The organism is Serratia sp. root2, assembly GCF_031931805.1.
GTDB classification, from domain to species: domain Bacteria; phylum Pseudomonadota; class Gammaproteobacteria; order Enterobacterales; family Enterobacteriaceae; genus Serratia; species Serratia inhibens.
In genome coordinates this window covers 37,159-52,101 of sequence record NZ_JAUJXB010000007.1, presented here as the reverse complement: position 1 = coordinate 52,101, position 14,943 = coordinate 37,159, and the positions used below count along the sequence as shown (strand labels likewise).

Here is a 14,943-nt window from a genome sequence, read left to right as displayed (position 1 = left end):
CGTTATGAGCACAGCCTATTCTGAAGCCTATCTGCAGCGTTTTGGCGGTACGGCGCGTTTGTATGGTCAGCAGGCGCTGGCGCTGTTTGCCCAGGCGCACGTTTGTGTGATTGGCATCGGCGGCGTGGGTTCCTGGGCGGCCGAGGCTCTGGCGCGCACCGGTATCGGCGCCATTACGCTGATCGATATGGACGATGTCTGCGTCACCAACACCAACCGACAGATCCATGCGTTGCGCCAGCATGTTGGCCAGTCAAAGACAGAAGTGATGGCGGAGCGCATTCTGGCGATCAACCCTGAATGCCGGGTAACCTGTATTGACGATTTTATAACTGCGGACAACGTGGCAGAGCTGCTGAACAACAATTTTAGCTACGTGATCGACGCGATCGATAGCGTACGGCCTAAGGCTGCGCTGCTGGCTTATTGCCGTCGTTACAAGATCCCGGTGGTCACTACCGGCGGCGCCGGCGGGCAAATAGACCCGACGCAGATAGCGGTAGCCGATCTGGCGAAGACCATTCAGGATCCGCTGGCGGCCAAGCTGCGCGAGCGATTGAAGAATGATTTCAACGTGGTGAAGAACAGTAAGGGCAAGCTCGGCATCGATTGCGTGTTTTCCAGCGAACCGCTGGTGTACCCGCAGCCGGACGGCACGGTTTGCGCATCACGCAGCACCGCGGAAGGGCCAAAAAGAATGGATTGCAGCGCGGGATTCGGTGCGGCGACCATGGTTACCGCTACCTTCGGCTTTGTCGCCGTGTCCCACGCCTTGAAGAAAATGGTGGCGAAAGCCGCGCGTCAGGCGTAACGAGCGGCGATCGCTTTCACCCCGGCGGCCAGCGCTTCCAGCCCGCTGGCGCGGGTGGCGCTGAGCTGGGCGCGCAGCGCCAGTTGCTCAAACAGCGCCAGCGGATCCATTGCCGCAATTTGCTGCGGCGTTTTACCTTCTACAGCCGTCAGCACTACCGCCAGCAGGCCGCGTACAATGCGGCCCTCGCTGTCGCCATAAAAATGCAGCGTGCCGTCAGCCAATAATTGATGCCCCAGCCAGACGCGGTTCTCACAGCCGCTGAGCTCCATCTCTGCCGTGCGTAACGGCTCCGGCAGCGGCGGCAACTGTTTCGCCAGCATAATCAGTTGGCGATAGCGATCTTCCCACTGCTTCAGCGCGGTAAATTTTACGATCAGCGCCTCGGCGGTAATTTCGCGGCCAAAGGGATGTGGGGCAAGCATAGCGTCTCCGAAGTTAATTTAGTCTGCCAGCAGATCGATGGCGTTGATCAGCGCTGTCACCAGGTTTTCAACGTCTTCCGTGGTGTTGTAAGGCGCGAATGACGCACGCAGTGTACCGTTGACGCCCAACGCCGCCATCAGCGGCTGGGCACAGTGCTGGCCGGCACGCAGCGCGATGCCTTGCTCTGCCAATAGGGTGACGATATCACTGTGATGAATGCCGACAATATCAAACGCCAGCAGGCTGGAACCGGAGCAGCGGAAGCTGCGAAAGCCCGGCAACTGTGCCAGCCGTTGCTCGGCCAGATCGGCCAGGCCACGGCTGTAGCGCTCGGCGCCTGCCATATCCTGAGTGCTCAGCCATTCCAGTGCGGCAGCCAGCCCCAGCACGCCGGCGATATTTGGCGTGCCGGCCTCAAAGCAGTGCGGCGGTTTTTGCGGTGTAAAGCCCTCGAATGACGCCTGAGTCAGCATTTTACCGCCGCCTTGCCAAGGTGCCATCTGTGTCAGTAATTCGCTTTTTCCGTATAGCGCGCCGATGCCGGTCGGGCCATACAGTTTGTGACCGGAGAAGGCGTAAAAATCAATATCAAGCCGTTGAACGTCGGCCGGGCAGTGCACTATGCCCTGTGCCCCGTCGATCATCACGCGCGCGCCGACGCCGTGGGCCAGAGTGATGGCTTGCGTCAGATCCGGGCAACCGCCGGTGACGTTGGACATTTGCCCCAGCGCCAACAGCCGGGTTTTATCGTTGAGCAGCCTGGGTAGCTGCGCCAGGTCAGGCAGGCGATCGGCGCCAAGCGGCAATTTTACCACCCGCGCACCAGTTTGTTCCGCCACCATTAACCAAGGGATCAGGTTGGCGTGGTGTTCGGCTTCGCTCACCAGGATTTCATCACCCGGTTGCAGTCGGGGGCGAGCATAGCTTTGCGCCACCAGATTGATTGCCTCGGTGGTGCCGCGGGCCCAAATAATGTCAGCGGCCGTGGGGGCATTGATCAGCGTAGCGACCTGCTGCCGCGCCTGCTCGAAGCGGGTGGTCAAGTCCTGCGCTGCGCGATGCTGGCTGCGATGTACAGTGGCGGCATCGTCACGGTAAAACTGCTGCGTTGCCGCGATAACCGCCAGCGGTTTCAACGCGGTTGCGGCGCTGTCGAGATAAATTCCCGCCTGTTGCAGGGCAGGAAACTGATTACGAAAATCGGTGGGATTAAAAGGTGTCATACCCTGATTGTCACTGGCTTGAGTCAATGGGTGATCCTGTCCTATTTTTTCGTCGGAGACAAGTTCTCCCGTCCATTAGGACTTATCGCCTGGAAATCCCTGATAAGTTTGTTATGCTATTAAGTGCCTACCAAGTAATGGCGTTAAATAACATAAAAGGTTTTTTACAGCATTTTTATCTACAAGGAGTCCGCAATGAAAAAAACAGCCGCAGTTATTTCTGCTCTGATGCTAACGTTTACCCTGGCCGCATGTTCCAGCAATTACGTAATGCATACCAATGATGGACGCACCATTGTCGCTGACGGAAAACCAAAGGTGGATAACGACACTGGCATGATCAGCTATAAAGACGCCAACGGCGTTGAACAGCAGATCAACCGTTCAGACGTGAAAGAGATGGTTGAAAGCAACCAGTAACGTCGTCAAAAAACGGGCAAAAAAAAGCACCGCAAATATTGCGGTGCTGCATAAAATCACTATGGACAGACAGGGTAAATGTACAGGAAGTGAAAAAACAGTAGCTTAGCTACCATGTCTGGATTGCCAGACAATTTGCAAACACAACATCACAACCACAAGCCAAAAGTTCATCGGCGTCCTCGACACCCACTCCCTTTTCGTTCCGGCCCGGGAAGTGCCGCCACTATAGGTATTTGCTGGCGCATGCTCAACGGACAATTTATAATGGCTCGGATTAAAAAAACTAATGATAGCGGTTTGCTGTCGTGGACCTGCAACTTGGTACACAACGCCGCCTGATTTTTTATGCCGAATCATTCGGAATATTGTTACACAAAAGTAGCTAATAAATGTCTAAACGCTTACCACCTCTCAATGCGCTGCGGGTCTTCGATGCGGCTGCTCGCCACCTGAGTTTCACCAAAGCGGCAGAAGAGTTGTTCGTTACCCAGGCTGCCGTGAGCCATCAGATCAAGTCGCTGGAGGACTTCCTCGGCCTGAAGCTGTTTCGGCGGCGCAATCGTTCGCTGCTGCTGACGGAAGAAGGGCAAAGTTATTACCTGGATATCAAGGAAATCTTCTCTTCGATCACCGAGGCTACCCGCAAGTTGCAGGCGCGTAGTGCCAAGGGGGCATTAACCGTCAGTTTGCCCCCGAGTTTCGCCATTCAGTGGCTGGTGCCGCGGCTCTCTGGCTTTAACTCAGCTTATCCGGGGATCGACGTGCGTATCCAGGCGGTGGACCGTGAGGAAGAGAAGCTGGCGGATGATGTCGATGTGGCGATTTTCTATGGCCGCGGCAACTGGCCAGGCGTGCGCGCCGAACGTTTATATGCGGAATATCTGTTGCCGGTATGTTCACCCAGCCTGCTGACCGGGGAACATGCGTTAAAAGTGACGGACGATCTGGCTTATCACACGCTACTGCATGATACTTCACGCCGCGATTGGCTGGCCTATACGCGTCAGTTGGGATTGCAGCACATTAATGTGCAACAGGGGCCGATTTTCAGCCACAGCGCAATGGTGGTTCAGGCTGCGGTTCATGGTCAGGGAGTCGCACTGGTGAACAACGTGATGGCGCAGACCGAAATCGAAGCCGGGCGGCTGGTTTGCCCGTTTAACGATGTGCTGGTCAGTAAAAACGCTTTTTATCTGGTATGCCATGACAGCCAGGCAGAACTGGGTAAAATAGCCGCCTTTCGTCAGTGGATCCTGGCTCGGGCAGCCAGCGAGCAGGAAAAATTCCGCTTTCGCTATGAACAATAAGGCTGGCCGCCGCTCTGCCGCAGCCGGTTTTCTTCAATAAGGTAAATAACGATGAGCAGTCGCTCAATGCTGATTTTTGCTGCTATCAGCGGCTTTGTATTTGTTGCCCTGGGCGCGTTTGGCGCGCATGTATTAAGCGGCACCCTGGGCGCTAACGAGATGGCCTGGATCCGCACCGGGTTGGATTATCAAGGGTTCCATACCCTGGCGATCCTGGTGCTGGCGGTGGCGATGCAACGTCGCGTCAGCCTGTGGTTTTATTGGAGCGGGGCGCTGTTGGCGCTCGGCACCGTACTGTTCAGCGGCAGTTTGTACTGTCTGGCGCTGTCACACCTGAAAGTTTGGGTTTATATCACGCCGGTTGGCGGCGTGTGCTTCCTGATCGGTTGGGCATTGATGTTGATTGGCGCTTTGCGTCTGAGGAAAAAGGCCGAGCGCCATGAATAAGATTGCGTTGTATTGCCGCCCTGGTTTTGAAAAAGAGTGTGCGGCGGAAATTACCGCCAAGGCAGCTGAGCGGGAAGTCTTTGGTTTTGCCAGGGTAAAAGATAACAGCGGCTATGTGTTGTTCGAGTGCTATCAGCCGGATGACGCCGACCGCCTGGCGCGGGAAATCCCGTTCCGTGAACTGATTTTTGCCCGCCAGATGCTGGTGGTTGGCGAGCTGCTGCGCGACCTTCCGCCGGAAGATCGTGTGTCACCGATTGTCGGCATGTTGATTGGCGTGGTCGACCGCGGCGGCGAGCTGCGAGTGGAAGTGCCGGATACCAACGAAAGCAAAGAGCTGATGAAGTTCTGCCGCAAACTGACCGTGCCGCTGCGTGCCGCAATGCGCGAGCAAAAGGTGCTGATGGCGCGCGAGAACGCGACCCGTCCGGTGGTTCACGTGTTCTTTATCGCACCGGGTTGCTGTTATGTCGGTTACTCCTTCAGCAATAACAATTCGCCGTTCTATATGGGGATTCCGCGCCTCAAGTTCCCATCCGACGCGCCGAGCCGTTCTACGTTGAAACTGGAAGAGGCGTTCCACGTGTTCATTCCCGCCGATGAGTGGGACGAACGTTTGAGCAGTGGCATGCACGCGGTCGATCTGGGCGCTTGCCCAGGTGGCTGGACCTATCAACTGGTACAACGCAGCATGATGGTGCATGCGGTGGATAACGGACTGATGGCGCAGAGCCTGATGGATACCGGGCAGGTTACGCATCACCGCGCCGACGGTTTCAAATACGAACCAAGCAGCAGCAAGATTTACTGGCTGGTGTGCGACATGGTGGAGAAACCGGCCAAGGTGACCAGCTTGATGATCCAGTGGTTGGTCAAAGGTTGGTGCCGTGAGGCGATTTTCAACCTGAAGCTGCCGATGAAAAAACGTTACGAAGAGGTTTCGCAGAATCTGCAGAGCATCAAGGAAGCGTTGGACGCGGTTGGCATCAGTTCAGAAATTCATGCCAAACAGCTGTATCACGATCGTGAAGAAGTCACGGTACATGTGCGCCGCATGTGGTCGGCGGTGCCGGGCCGTCGCGACGAACGCGAATAATTGACCGGGCGCTGCTTGCAGCGCCTTTAGCTAACCGGTAACCGCAGCTGCTGCAGGTTGCCGGTTAACGTCAAATCGGTGCGCAGCGTGGCGACCTTTTTACTGACGTAAGCCATGTCGCGGTGTTGTTGCAATTTGCCGCGCCATTTTACCGCCACCTGCTCCAGCTCCTGATACAGTCCATCCAACGTACCCGCCTGTTGTAATAACAATACCGCCGTTTTCGGCCCGATGCCGGCCACGCCAGGGATTTTACTGCTGCTTATGCCCGCCAGCCCCCAGTAATCCGCCAATTGCTGTGGTGCTACTCCGAATTCCTGCTGCACAAAAGGCATGTCCAGCCAGCGTTTCTGGAAGTAATCGCGGATTTGCACGTTGGGCGCCAACAGTTGGCAATAGCCTTTGTCGGTAGACACTATCGTCACCTGATGGCCGCCGCCTGCGACCTTTGCCGTCAGCGTTGCCGCCAGATCGTCCGCCTCATTGCCTGGCGAATGCCAACAGGCGACGCCGAGCGCTTCGAATGCCTGCCGCAGCTGCGGCATTTCCAGCTGTAAATTCTCCGGCATCGGCGAACGTCCGGCTTTGTAGTCGGGCAGAATTTGGTGACGCCAGCTTTCACTGCGGTCATCCTCGTCGAATACCGCCACCGCGTGCGTTGGCCGGCTATGCTGGATCAACTGTTGCAATGCATGCTGGCAGGCATTCACGCAGGGAGACCCCTGCACGGCATGGATGCGGCGAATTAAGTTCAGGGCGTCAACAATCAGTAGGTGTATAGGCATTTACTCGTCGTCTTTCAAGCCGCAGCGTTGCTGACTTCACGTACCCATCTCAGATTCCGTAGGGGGGCGTATATATTCGCCCCGACCAATGCGGGCACAGCATAGAGTGCTCCTGCTGCAACTTGAGATCCATAGAGCAGAGGGGAGTAAAGTCAGATAAAAGAAGGGCGGCTTTTACGCCGCCCGGAGGTATCAGGCTACGATTTCATAGCAGGGCACATAGGCGCTGCCCGGTAGCTTCATGCGGTGCTGGGCGACAAAGCCCTGCAACAGGCTGTCCATTTGTTTCATCATCTGCGGCTCGCCGTGCAGTTTGTACGGGCCGAATTGCTCGATGGCATGAATGCCATTTTCCTTCACGTTACCGGCCACAATGCCGGAAAACGCGCGGCGCAGCGCAGCGGCCAGTTGTTCGGCCGGTTGGTTCGGATACAGATTGAGATTCGCCATGTTTTCGTGGCTCGGCTCAAACGGCAGTTGCAGATCGGGTGCGATGCGGATCGACCAGTTAAAACTGTAAGCATCGCCGGTGTTGCGACGGTTCTCTTTCACCAGGGGCATGGCTTTTTTCATCTGCCGCGCCACTTCGGCCGGATCGTCGATGATGATGGTGTAATGACGGCGCGCTTCGTCACCCAAGGTATTCATGATGAACTCGTCCAGAACGCGGAAGTAATCTGCGCTCTCTTTCGGCCCGGTGAGGATTAGCGGCAAGACCTGTTCGCTGTTTTCCGGATTCATCAAAATACCCAGCAGATACAGCAGCTCTTCCGCCGTGCCGACGCCACCCGGGAAGATGATGATGCCGTGGGCGATGCGCACAAAGGCTTCCAGACGTTTTTCGATGTCCGGCATGATCACCAGCTCATTGACCAGCGGGTTAGGCGGCTCGGCGGCGATGATCGAAGGCTCTGTCATGCCGATAAAACGGCTGTTGCGGTAGCGCTGTTGCGCATGGCCCACGGCGGCGCCTTTCATCGGCGCTTCCATCGCTCCCGGCCCACAGCCGGTGCAGATATTCAGCTCGCGCAGGCCAAGCTGGCTGCCGACCTTACGGGCGTACAGGTATTCATTTTCATTGATGGAGTGGCCGCCCCAGCACACCACCAAATTCGGATCTTCATCGAGGTGCAGCGCACGGGCGTTGCGCAGGATGGAGAATACCAGGTTGGTGATGTGGGCCGAATTTTCCAGGTTCAGATGCTGGAAACGGCCGGCGCTGTCGATCTGGCCGTGAACGAACAGGATATCGCGCAGCACGGCGAACAGGTTGGCCTGCAGAGAACGGATAATTCTGCCGTCGACAAAGGCGTCTTCCGGCGGATTAACCAGCTCGAGTTTGACCCCGCGCTCACGGCGCAGAACGTTGATATCAAAAGTTTCATAGCGTGAAAGCAGTTGTTTGCTGTTGTCGGTTTGACTGCCGGAATTCAACACGGCCAGCGAACAGTTGCGGAACAAACGGTACAGATCGCTGCTGGCGGTACGCTTCAGCATGTCTACTTCCAGCTGCGACAGCAAATCCATAGAGCCAAGCGGGCTGATGTGTGTAATCAAGGTAACTCCTTTGCACCTGAAACGGGGCAGTAGTAATCCATACGCAGCAGAACAGCATCTCGTTATTGTTAGCGCACTGCGGTCAATTACTGGCCGCAGCCTTTCTTAACCTTACCGCCGTCCCCTGATTTTTACCAATACAAACCGCTCGTTAGCTTAGTTGTTGAGCAATGCTTCGCACTATTGGCGCGCCAGACGGCCATGTGACGGAACAAAGTCAAGGTTGCTGCGCCAGGGATTGATGTCCAGCCCGCCGCGGCGGGTGTAGCGGGCATACACCGACAGGCTCTCTGGCCGGCAATAGCGCATCAGATCGTTGAAGATGCGCTCGACGCACTGTTCGTGGAATTCATTGTGATGACGGAAGGACACCAGATAGCGCAGTAGCGCTTCACGATCGATTTGCGCGCCACGATATTGGATTTGCACCGATCCCCAGTCGGGTTGGTTGGTGATCAGGCAGTTTGACTTCAGCAGATGGCTGACAAGCTGCTCTTCAACCTGACGGGGACCGGTGGCGTTCAGCAGGTAATCGGCGTTGAACTCATAGTTATCGATACGGATGTCTTGATGATCGATGCACTCTCCGTCCAACCGGGCAATCGGGCTGCCTTCCACCTGATCGATGCTGAACAAGGTGACGCTGACTTCGCCCTGCGCACAGACGGACAGATCGCGTTGCAGCGTGCTGCGCACGGTCTCCCAGTCCGTAAATGGGGTCTGGTTAAAGCTGTTGAGATAAAGCTTGAAGCTTTTGGATTCAATCAGGTTGAGGCTGTTGGCGTTGAGGCTGATTTCACCCACCGCGACCTGCGGCAAGCCGTTGTCGTTCAGCCAGGAGAGCTCATACAGCGTCCAGATATCGGCTCCGTGGAACGGCAGGCTGTCCGGATACAAACCCAGCGGTTCACGGTTCATGCTGCGCGGCACCGCCTGCAGCAGTTGAGCGTCGTAGCGATCGCGGTACGCGGTAGGTTTGCCCAGAGTCAGTTCCGACAGGGCGTGATGGTCTTGATAGGAGGACATCTGCTGTCACCTCGGTGATAGATAGGTACAATGGCCTCCAGTTTACCGTATGCGAGAAGAAATATGGACCATGATGTACCGCACGCTCTGCGTGAATTCACCCAGCGCTATGTCGATCTTTGGCAGCAGGAGCGCGGTCATGCGCCGGCGAGTCAGGACTTGTACGGTGTCCCGTCACCTTGCATTGTAGAAAACCGCGATGATGAAGTGCTGTGGTTGCCGCAGCCGTTCACCCCGGCGACGACGCTGGAAAAGGTGGAAGCCGCGCTCGAGTTACGGTTGCAGCCAGACATTGACCTGTTTTATACCCAGCAGTATGCGGGGGATATGAGAGCGCAGTTTGGTGAGCATGATATAACCTTGTTACAAGTGTGGAGCGAAGACGATTTTATTCGCTTGCAGGAGAATTTGATCGGCCATCTGGTGACGCAAAAACGCCTGAAGCTGTCGCCGACGCTATTCCTGGCAACCACTGAATCAGAGATGACTATGGTCTCACTGTGTAACGTCAGCGGCAATGTCGTGCTGGAACAATTCGGCAGCGATAAACGTACCTTACTGGCGGCTTCGCTGGGGAATTTCCTCGATGCATTGCGCCCGCTACTGAGTGTTTGACGCCGTATTGAGCATTGTCCGTGTGCGAGATCTCTCACACGGGCTGTGAGAGATCGCTTTTAATTTTTTCCAGCTGACGGCTTCGGTTAGGTTTATTGTTATCCAGATCAATTGGTTAGATTTGCTTTAGGATAACTCTTAGCGCTAATTTCCCGTCACCCCTGCGTCAACCCCTTGTGAGGCCGGGATAATTAAGCGATCTTATGGTTACCGGAACGGATACGGTGGAGCAGGAAAGCGTCAGGATGATGCAGCTTCAGGACGAAGAAATGGACGCGCTCAGTGAAGAGCGAAGGACGGCGTCAGGAGATGCCCAGGATGTTTCAGGATTGAAACCAGGGACACCTCCAGGATGGAGATTGAGAGCCGGCACAGGATGGTTGGCGGGTCATGAAGACTAAGGAACCGCGTCAGGATGATGCAGCAGGACAGAGCAAGGATGGTTGGGTCAGGATGGCCACAGGAAAAGTTTTCAAGGATTGAGCAGGGAGCACACTGTGTAGCGGGACAGCTATAAAACGAACCGGGGGCACTGTTAACACAGTGCCCCCAACTTTTTATGGCAGTTTGTACCTTAAGTATCAAGGATACTTAACCCATCTCGAACTCTTCGGCGTTGTTAACCAATCGCTCCCAGCGTATCGCCATTGCTCTGCTTTTTCGGCAGCAGGAACAAAGTGGCATAAATATCCAATAGATATATCGCCGCCAGCAGGCTGATTGCAGCAGTGAAGGAAACCTGCGTAACCAATGCCCCAATCACCAATGGCCCTAGCCCGCCTACGCCACGCCCGAGATTAAATAGAATATTTTGCGCGGTAGCGCGCGCCTGGACCGGATAGGTATCGGAGATCAACGCGCCGTAGCCGCCAATCATGCCATTGACGAATAACCCCATGAGCGCGCCGGCAAACAGCATCCACATAGGGTCGCTAAGTTGCGCATAGACCACGACCATGACCACTGCGCCAATCTGATAGACAATAAATATCTTCCAGCGGGCGAAGCGATCGGCCAATACGCCAAACAGCCAGATGCCCAGTGTCATGCCGAGTACCGTTACCGCGGTCCACAGGCCAGACTTGGTCAGCGAAAAGCCGAAATTTTTTGCCAGATAGGTCGGCATCCAAATCATCAGCCCGTAATACCCGAAGTTCTGCACTGAGCACAGAATAAAAATGCCTATGCTGGCTTTGCTGGTGGCTCGGTCTTTAAACAGCAGCTTTACGCGCTGGGTAAAGGAGAGTTGCTGGCTGCTATTTTGCTGGCGCACGAACTCTTCCGGCTCACCCAGCGTGCGGCGGATCAGGAATGACGCCATTGCCGGCAGCAACCCAACCAAAAACATGCCGCGCCAGCCGATATGCGTCAACAACAGCGGAGTGAGGAAAGCCGCCGCCAGTACGCCAAGCTGCCAACCCATGCCTACATAGGCAGAGGCGCGGTTGCGTTTTTCCGCCGGCCAGGCTTCGGCTATCAGCGCCATGCCGATACCGAACTCTCCCCCCAGCCCGATCCCCGCCAGCGTGCGATAGGCGAGCAAATCCCAGTAGCCTTGCGCCAGAGCACACAAGCCGGTAAACAGGGAAAACATCAGGATGGTGATGGTCAGTACCCGGATGCGGCCAAAGCGATCGCTGAGGTGGCCGAAAATAACGCCGCCCAATACGGCGCCGATCAGCGTCCAGGTAACCAGTGAACCGGCTGCGGAAGAGCTCAGCCCCAGTTCGATGCTGATGGCCGGCAGCATAAAACCGAGGATCAGCAGATCAAAGCCGTCCATCGCGTAGCCGGTGACCGAAGCCAGCATGGCTTTGCCGGGCGTAGCATGATTTTTTATGGGTGTGATTGCAGGCATGTGTCTAATCTTTGCGGTTTATTCGGTGAGCTCATTGTGCCGTGTGGCGGCGGGCGTCACCAGATCAAATCGGTAGATATCATCCACTCAGTCGAATTTGGGCTATAAAGGGTAAAATGCTATGCTTTGCCGTCTTTCAGCCGCGCCGCTGAATATCATGGTTTAAACAGATCGAGAATGCAGATGAGTATACAAAATCAGGTTCGCCTTAGTTTGCAGGCGATTGAACAGTCAATGCGAGAGCTGGCGCTGTGGCAAGCCACACCGCCCGAGCCTGAAGCCTTCGCCAGCACCGAACCCTTCTGCGTAGACAGCATGCAGGCCGAAGAGTGGCTGCAATGGATATTTTTGCCGCGGATGTACGCGCTACTGGATGCGCATGCGCCACTGCCGACGCGTTTCGCCATTACGCCTTACTTCGAAGAGGCGCTGAAAGATAAGGATCCGAACTGCATGCCGCTGTTGGTACTGCTGGAACGTTTGGATCTTATGTTGAATAAAGAACCGCAATAATGATTGAGATCCTTTACCAGGATGAGCACTTGGTGGCGGTGAACAAGCCATCGGGCTGGCTGGTACATCGCAGCTGGCTGGATCGTCATGAAACCCGGTTTATGATGCAGACGGTGCGTGACCAGATCGGTCAGCATGTGTTTACCGTGCACCGCCTCGACCGCCCGACCTCCGGTGTGCTGCTGATGGCGCTGTCCAGCGAGGTCGCGCGCCTGCTGTCGCAGCAGTTCGAGCAACACCAGGTGCAGAAAACCTATCACGCGGTGGTACGTGGCTATGTGCAGGAAGGGGCGACCCTCGATTACCCGTTGACGGAAGAACTGGACAAAATCGCCGATAAGCATGCCGCCGCCGATAAAGGCCCGCAGCCGGCGGTCACCCACTATCGGCCGCTGGCGCAGGTGGAGATGCCGATCGCCATTGGCCGTTATGACAGCGCGCGTTACAGCCTGCTGGAGTTGAAGCCGGAAAACGGCCGCAAGCATCAGTTGCGTCGCCATATGGTGCATCTTCGTCATCCGATCATTGGTGACAGCAAGCACGGCGATTTGCGCCAGAACCGCGGCATGGCTCAGCACTTCGGCTGCCCGCGCTTGATGTTGCACGCCAGCCATCTGCAGTTGAAGCATCCTGTGACCGGTGAGCCATTATCTATTTCTGCACGCTGGGACGAACCCTGGCAGGGAGTCATGTCGCAGTTTGGCTGGGCAGGGTGTTTCCCCGAGCTCGCCGGGGTTGAGTTTAGTGCGGCTAACGGTCAGGATAACGGGTAATTTTTAAAGGTAATTGAGGGAGTAGGGGCAATGGCTCAGGTTGGAATCTTCGTGGGAACGGTCTACGGCAATTCACTGCTGGTGGCGGAAGAGGCGGAAAATATCCTTAGCGAGCAGGGGCATGAGGTCAAACTGTTTGAGGAGGGCCGGCTTGAGGCCTGGCAATTCTACCGTCAGCACTATGTGTTGGTGGTCACCTCCACCACCGGCCAGGGCGATTTGCCGGACAGCATTGCGCCGCTGTTTCATGCCATCCGCGATCAAATCGGCTATCAGCCGGAACTGCGCTATGGCTTGATTTCACTCGGTGACAGCAGCTACGACAATTTCTGCGGTGCCGGGCGTGCTTTTGACGCACTGTTGCAAGAGCAGGGGGCAACCCGCGTGGGTGAGGTGCTGGAGATAGATGCGATGGAACAACCCGAGCCGGAAGTGGTTTCCTGCCCATGGGTTGAGCAATGGGGCGCGCTGCTGAAATAATTTCCCTGTCGCCTTTCAAGCTGCAGCGTTGTTGGCTGCAACTTGACATTCATAGGGTGAAAAATAGTCACGCTTGTGGGCCGGGTGAACCGGCCCTGAGTTTATTTTCCGCGGGTCAGTTTTTCCAGATCGGATTCGATCTCGGCAATTTTGTGGGATACCACGCCTTCCAGATGACGCAGGTCATCAAGAATTTTGCGTTTCAGATCCACTTCAACCTGATCGCGTTGGCATAGCTGATCCAGTTCATCGATCACGTAACGCAGGTTCGGGTTGATCTCATGAATTTCTTTGTAACCCTGGCCGGCGTTATCCGCCACTACGGTTTTGCGTTGACGCGGGTATTTGAACTTCACGCTCTTGGCAAAGAATTCGCCCTTATCCTTGCGGAAGTAAATCTTAAGAATGTCGTTATTGGCCTCCTGACGCAGGCTATAGCGATCGACATCTTCCGGTTGATTGATTCCCAAGCTTTTCAGGTTGTCATACATAATAGCGCCACCTTATAAATAGACTTTATTCCACGGTCTGGGATTATGGCGAAAAACCGTGCCAGAGACTGTGACTGCTCGCGTACTGAAGACAAAAAAATAGCGGGTTATACCCGTCATACTTGAAGCTGCCTCTGTGTTGGCTGCGTTCACTTACCCGAATCACTTACTGGTGTAAGCTCATCGGGATAAGCTCTCTTGCCGCCTTGATGCAGCCCCAATTATTTAGGGCATAGTGACCCGCTATATTCAGCTTAGTCGATGGTGCGCAATAACTCATTAATACCGACTTTACTGCGGGTCTTGGCGTCGACTTTCTTGACGATAACCGCGCAATACAGGCTGTAAGAACCGTCTTTGGACGGCAGGTTACCTGAAACCACTACCGAGCCGGCGGGAACGCGGCCGTAATGCACTTCACCGGTTTCACGGTCATAAATGCGGGTGCTCTGGCCGAGGTAAACGCCCATGGAGATCACGGAGCCTTCTTCGACGATTACGCCTTCAACCACTTCTGAACGCGCGCCGATGAAGCAGTTGTCTTCAATGATGGTCGGGTTGGCCTGCAGCGGTTCCAGTACGCCACCGATGCCGACGCCGCCGGACAGGTGAACGTTTTTGCCGATCTGCGCGCAGGAACCCACTGTAGCCCAGGTATCGACCATGCTGCCTTCGTCAACGTAAGCGCCGATATTCACATAGGACGGCATCAATACGGTGTTGCGTGCAATGAATGCGCCCTGGCGAACGGTCGCCGGCGGTACCACGCGGAAACCTTCTTTCTGGAATCGCGCTTCGTCGTAATCAGCGAACTTCATCGGGACTTTGTCGTAATAACGGGTTTCGGCACCGTCCATCACTTTGTTGTCGTTGATGCGGAAAGAAAGCAGCACGGCCTTTTTCAGCCACTGATGCGTTACCCACTGACCGTCAATCTTCTCGGCAACGCGCAGGGCGCCGCTGTCCAGCAGGCCGATCACCTGGTTTACCGCTTCGCGCGTTACGGTGTCTACGTTCGCCGGAGTGATATCCGCGCGGCGTTCGAAGGCGCTTTCAATAACGTTTTGTAATTGCTGCATGCTGTTCTCTGTCCTGATGTTGTTGTCTACGAA

Annotated in this window: 17 protein-coding genes; 9 read left to right on the top strand and 8 right to left on the bottom strand. The window is 55.6% G+C overall.

Annotated elements, in window-relative coordinates:
* Positions 1–4 precede the first annotated feature (4 nt).
* On the top strand, positions 5–811 hold the full coding sequence (tcdA, locus tag QZQ97_RS22080; RefSeq protein ID WP_013814283.1) for a tRNA cyclic N6-threonylcarbamoyladenosine(37) synthase TcdA: 807 nt from the start codon (positions 5–7) through the stop codon (positions 809–811).
* Here tcdA and csdE read toward each other — a convergent pair.
* Positions 802–1,236, bottom strand: a complete 435-nt coding sequence (gene csdE, locus QZQ97_RS22075) for a cysteine desulfurase sulfur acceptor subunit CsdE (protein ID WP_311995172.1) — start codon at positions 1,234–1,236, stop codon at positions 802–804. The two genes, tcdA and csdE, sit on opposite strands and share 10 nt — an antisense overlap.
* Before the next feature lie 18 nt (positions 1,237–1,254).
* Positions 1,255–2,460: a cysteine desulfurase CsdA gene (csdA, locus tag QZQ97_RS22070; RefSeq protein WP_311995279.1), complete on the bottom strand. Its 1,206-nt coding sequence runs from the start codon at positions 2,458–2,460 to the stop codon at positions 1,255–1,257.
* Positions 2,461–2,655: 195 nt separating this feature from the next.
* Here csdA and QZQ97_RS22065 point away from each other — a divergent pair, with 195 nt between their 5' ends.
* The 4 genes from QZQ97_RS22065 (at position 2,656) to rlmM (ending at position 5,733) form a co-directional block, all read left to right on the top strand.
* A complete protein-coding gene (locus QZQ97_RS22065) occupies positions 2,656–2,880 on the top strand; it encodes a YgdI/YgdR family lipoprotein (protein ID WP_004952250.1) in 225 nt (74 codons plus the stop codon).
* Positions 2,881–3,272: 392 nt separating this feature from the next.
* Positions 3,273–4,190 (top strand): transcriptional regulator GcvA, encoded by a 918-nt coding sequence (locus tag QZQ97_RS22060; RefSeq protein ID WP_006318703.1) that lies wholly within the window; start codon positions 3,273–3,275, stop codon positions 4,188–4,190.
* A 51-nt stretch (positions 4,191–4,241) separates the two neighbouring features.
* Complete coding sequence (locus QZQ97_RS22055; protein WP_212557528.1) at positions 4,242–4,637, top strand: DUF423 domain-containing protein; 396 nt, start codon at positions 4,242–4,244, stop codon at positions 4,635–4,637.
* Entirely contained in the window at positions 4,630–5,733 is a 1,104-nt protein-coding gene (gene rlmM / locus QZQ97_RS22050) for a 23S rRNA (cytidine(2498)-2'-O)-methyltransferase RlmM (protein ID WP_311995171.1), read from the top strand. The genes QZQ97_RS22055 and rlmM overlap by 8 nt, the downstream gene beginning before the upstream one ends.
* Positions 5,734–5,759: 26 nt before the next feature.
* On the opposite strand, the gene xni is transcribed toward rlmM, so the two are convergent.
* From xni to queF, 3 genes are all read right to left on the bottom strand, one after another.
* Positions 5,760–6,518 (bottom strand): flap endonuclease Xni, encoded by a 759-nt coding sequence (gene xni, locus QZQ97_RS22045; RefSeq protein ID WP_311995170.1) that lies wholly within the window; start codon positions 6,516–6,518, stop codon positions 5,760–5,762.
* 192 nt (positions 6,519–6,710) lie between these two features.
* Positions 6,711–8,075: a nucleotide 5'-monophosphate nucleosidase PpnN gene (gene ppnN, locus QZQ97_RS22040; protein WP_126528656.1), complete on the bottom strand. Its 1,365-nt coding sequence runs from the start codon at positions 8,073–8,075 to the stop codon at positions 6,711–6,713.
* Positions 8,076–8,255: 180 nt separating this feature from the next.
* On the bottom strand, positions 8,256–9,101 hold the full coding sequence (gene queF, locus QZQ97_RS22035; RefSeq protein ID WP_311995169.1) for an NADPH-dependent 7-cyano-7-deazaguanine reductase QueF: 846 nt from the start codon (positions 9,099–9,101) through the stop codon (positions 8,256–8,258).
* Positions 9,102–9,164: 63 nt separating this feature from the next.
* Between queF and syd the strand changes: the two genes are divergently transcribed.
* On the top strand, positions 9,165–9,716 hold the full coding sequence (gene syd / locus QZQ97_RS22030; protein WP_311995168.1) for a SecY-interacting protein: 552 nt from the start codon (positions 9,165–9,167) through the stop codon (positions 9,714–9,716).
* Between the two features lie 619 nt (positions 9,717–10,335).
* On the opposite strand, the gene QZQ97_RS22025 is transcribed toward syd, so the two are convergent.
* Complete coding sequence (locus QZQ97_RS22025; protein ID WP_311995167.1) at positions 10,336–11,574, bottom strand: MFS transporter; 1,239 nt, start codon at positions 11,572–11,574, stop codon at positions 10,336–10,338.
* Between the two features lie 183 nt (positions 11,575–11,757).
* Between QZQ97_RS22025 and QZQ97_RS22020 the strand changes: the two genes are divergently transcribed.
* The 3 genes from QZQ97_RS22020 to QZQ97_RS22010 are packed head-to-tail and all read left to right on the top strand — an operon-like array spanning position 11,758 to position 13,340.
* Positions 11,758–12,087: a YqcC family protein gene (locus QZQ97_RS22020; RefSeq protein ID WP_311995166.1), complete on the top strand. Its 330-nt coding sequence runs from the start codon at positions 11,758–11,760 to the stop codon at positions 12,085–12,087.
* Positions 12,087–12,860 (top strand): tRNA pseudouridine(65) synthase TruC, encoded by a 774-nt coding sequence (gene truC, locus QZQ97_RS22015; protein WP_311995165.1) that lies wholly within the window; start codon positions 12,087–12,089, stop codon positions 12,858–12,860. Before QZQ97_RS22020 ends, truC begins: the two co-directional genes overlap by 1 nt.
* Positions 12,861–12,890: 30 nt before the next feature.
* Positions 12,891–13,340, top strand: coding sequence for a flavodoxin (locus tag QZQ97_RS22010; RefSeq protein ID WP_311995164.1), 450 nt, complete (start codon positions 12,891–12,893; stop codon positions 13,338–13,340).
* A 101-nt stretch (positions 13,341–13,441) separates the two neighbouring features.
* Here the strand turns inward: QZQ97_RS22010 and QZQ97_RS22005 are convergent, their stop codons facing one another.
* On the bottom strand, positions 13,442–13,831 hold the full coding sequence (locus QZQ97_RS22005) for a DUF3461 family protein (protein WP_006318690.1): 390 nt from the start codon (positions 13,829–13,831) through the stop codon (positions 13,442–13,444).
* A 254-nt stretch (positions 13,832–14,085) separates the two neighbouring features.
* A complete protein-coding gene (dapD, locus tag QZQ97_RS22000; protein ID WP_004952232.1) occupies positions 14,086–14,910 on the bottom strand; it encodes a 2,3,4,5-tetrahydropyridine-2,6-dicarboxylate N-succinyltransferase in 825 nt (274 codons plus the stop codon).
* Positions 14,911–14,943 lie beyond the last annotated feature (33 nt).

Bases quoted from the DNA above. Each gene is read 5' to 3' on its own strand.
- QZQ97_RS22060 (WP_006318703.1), top strand. From the start codon at position 3,273: ATGTCTAAACGCTTACCACCTCTCAATGCGCTGCGGGTCTTCGATGCG.
- QZQ97_RS22065 (WP_004952250.1), top strand. From the start codon at position 2,656: ATGAAAAAAACAGCCGCAGTTATTTCTGCTCTGATGCTAACGTTTACC.
- tcdA (WP_013814283.1), top strand. From the start codon at position 5: ATGAGCACAGCCTATTCTGAAGCCTATCTGCAGCGTTTTGGCGGTACG.
- QZQ97_RS22025 (WP_311995167.1), bottom strand. From the start codon at position 11,574: ATGCCTGCAATCACACCCATAAAAAATCATGCTACGCCCGGCAAAGCC.
- QZQ97_RS22055 (WP_212557528.1), top strand. From the start codon at position 4,242: ATGAGCAGTCGCTCAATGCTGATTTTTGCTGCTATCAGCGGCTTTGTA.
- QZQ97_RS22010 (WP_311995164.1), top strand. From the start codon at position 12,891: ATGGCTCAGGTTGGAATCTTCGTGGGAACGGTCTACGGCAATTCACTG.
- truC (WP_311995165.1), top strand. From the start codon at position 12,087: ATGATTGAGATCCTTTACCAGGATGAGCACTTGGTGGCGGTGAACAAG.
- xni (WP_311995170.1), bottom strand. From the start codon at position 6,518: ATGCCTATACACCTACTGATTGTTGACGCCCTGAACTTAATTCGCCGC.
- queF (WP_311995169.1), bottom strand. From the start codon at position 9,101: ATGTCCTCCTATCAAGACCATCACGCCCTGTCGGAACTGACTCTGGGC.
- csdE (WP_311995172.1), bottom strand. From the start codon at position 1,236: ATGCTTGCCCCACATCCCTTTGGCCGCGAAATTACCGCCGAGGCGCTG.
- QZQ97_RS22020 (WP_311995166.1), top strand. From the start codon at position 11,758: ATGAGTATACAAAATCAGGTTCGCCTTAGTTTGCAGGCGATTGAACAG.
- rlmM (WP_311995171.1), top strand. From the start codon at position 4,630: ATGAATAAGATTGCGTTGTATTGCCGCCCTGGTTTTGAAAAAGAGTGT.
- dapD (WP_004952232.1), bottom strand. From the start codon at position 14,910: ATGCAGCAATTACAAAACGTTATTGAAAGCGCCTTCGAACGCCGCGCG.
- QZQ97_RS22005 (WP_006318690.1), bottom strand. From the start codon at position 13,831: ATGTATGACAACCTGAAAAGCTTGGGAATCAATCAACCGGAAGATGTC.
- syd (WP_311995168.1), top strand. From the start codon at position 9,165: ATGGACCATGATGTACCGCACGCTCTGCGTGAATTCACCCAGCGCTAT.
- csdA (WP_311995279.1), bottom strand. From the start codon at position 2,460: ATGACACCTTTTAATCCCACCGATTTTCGTAATCAGTTTCCTGCCCTG.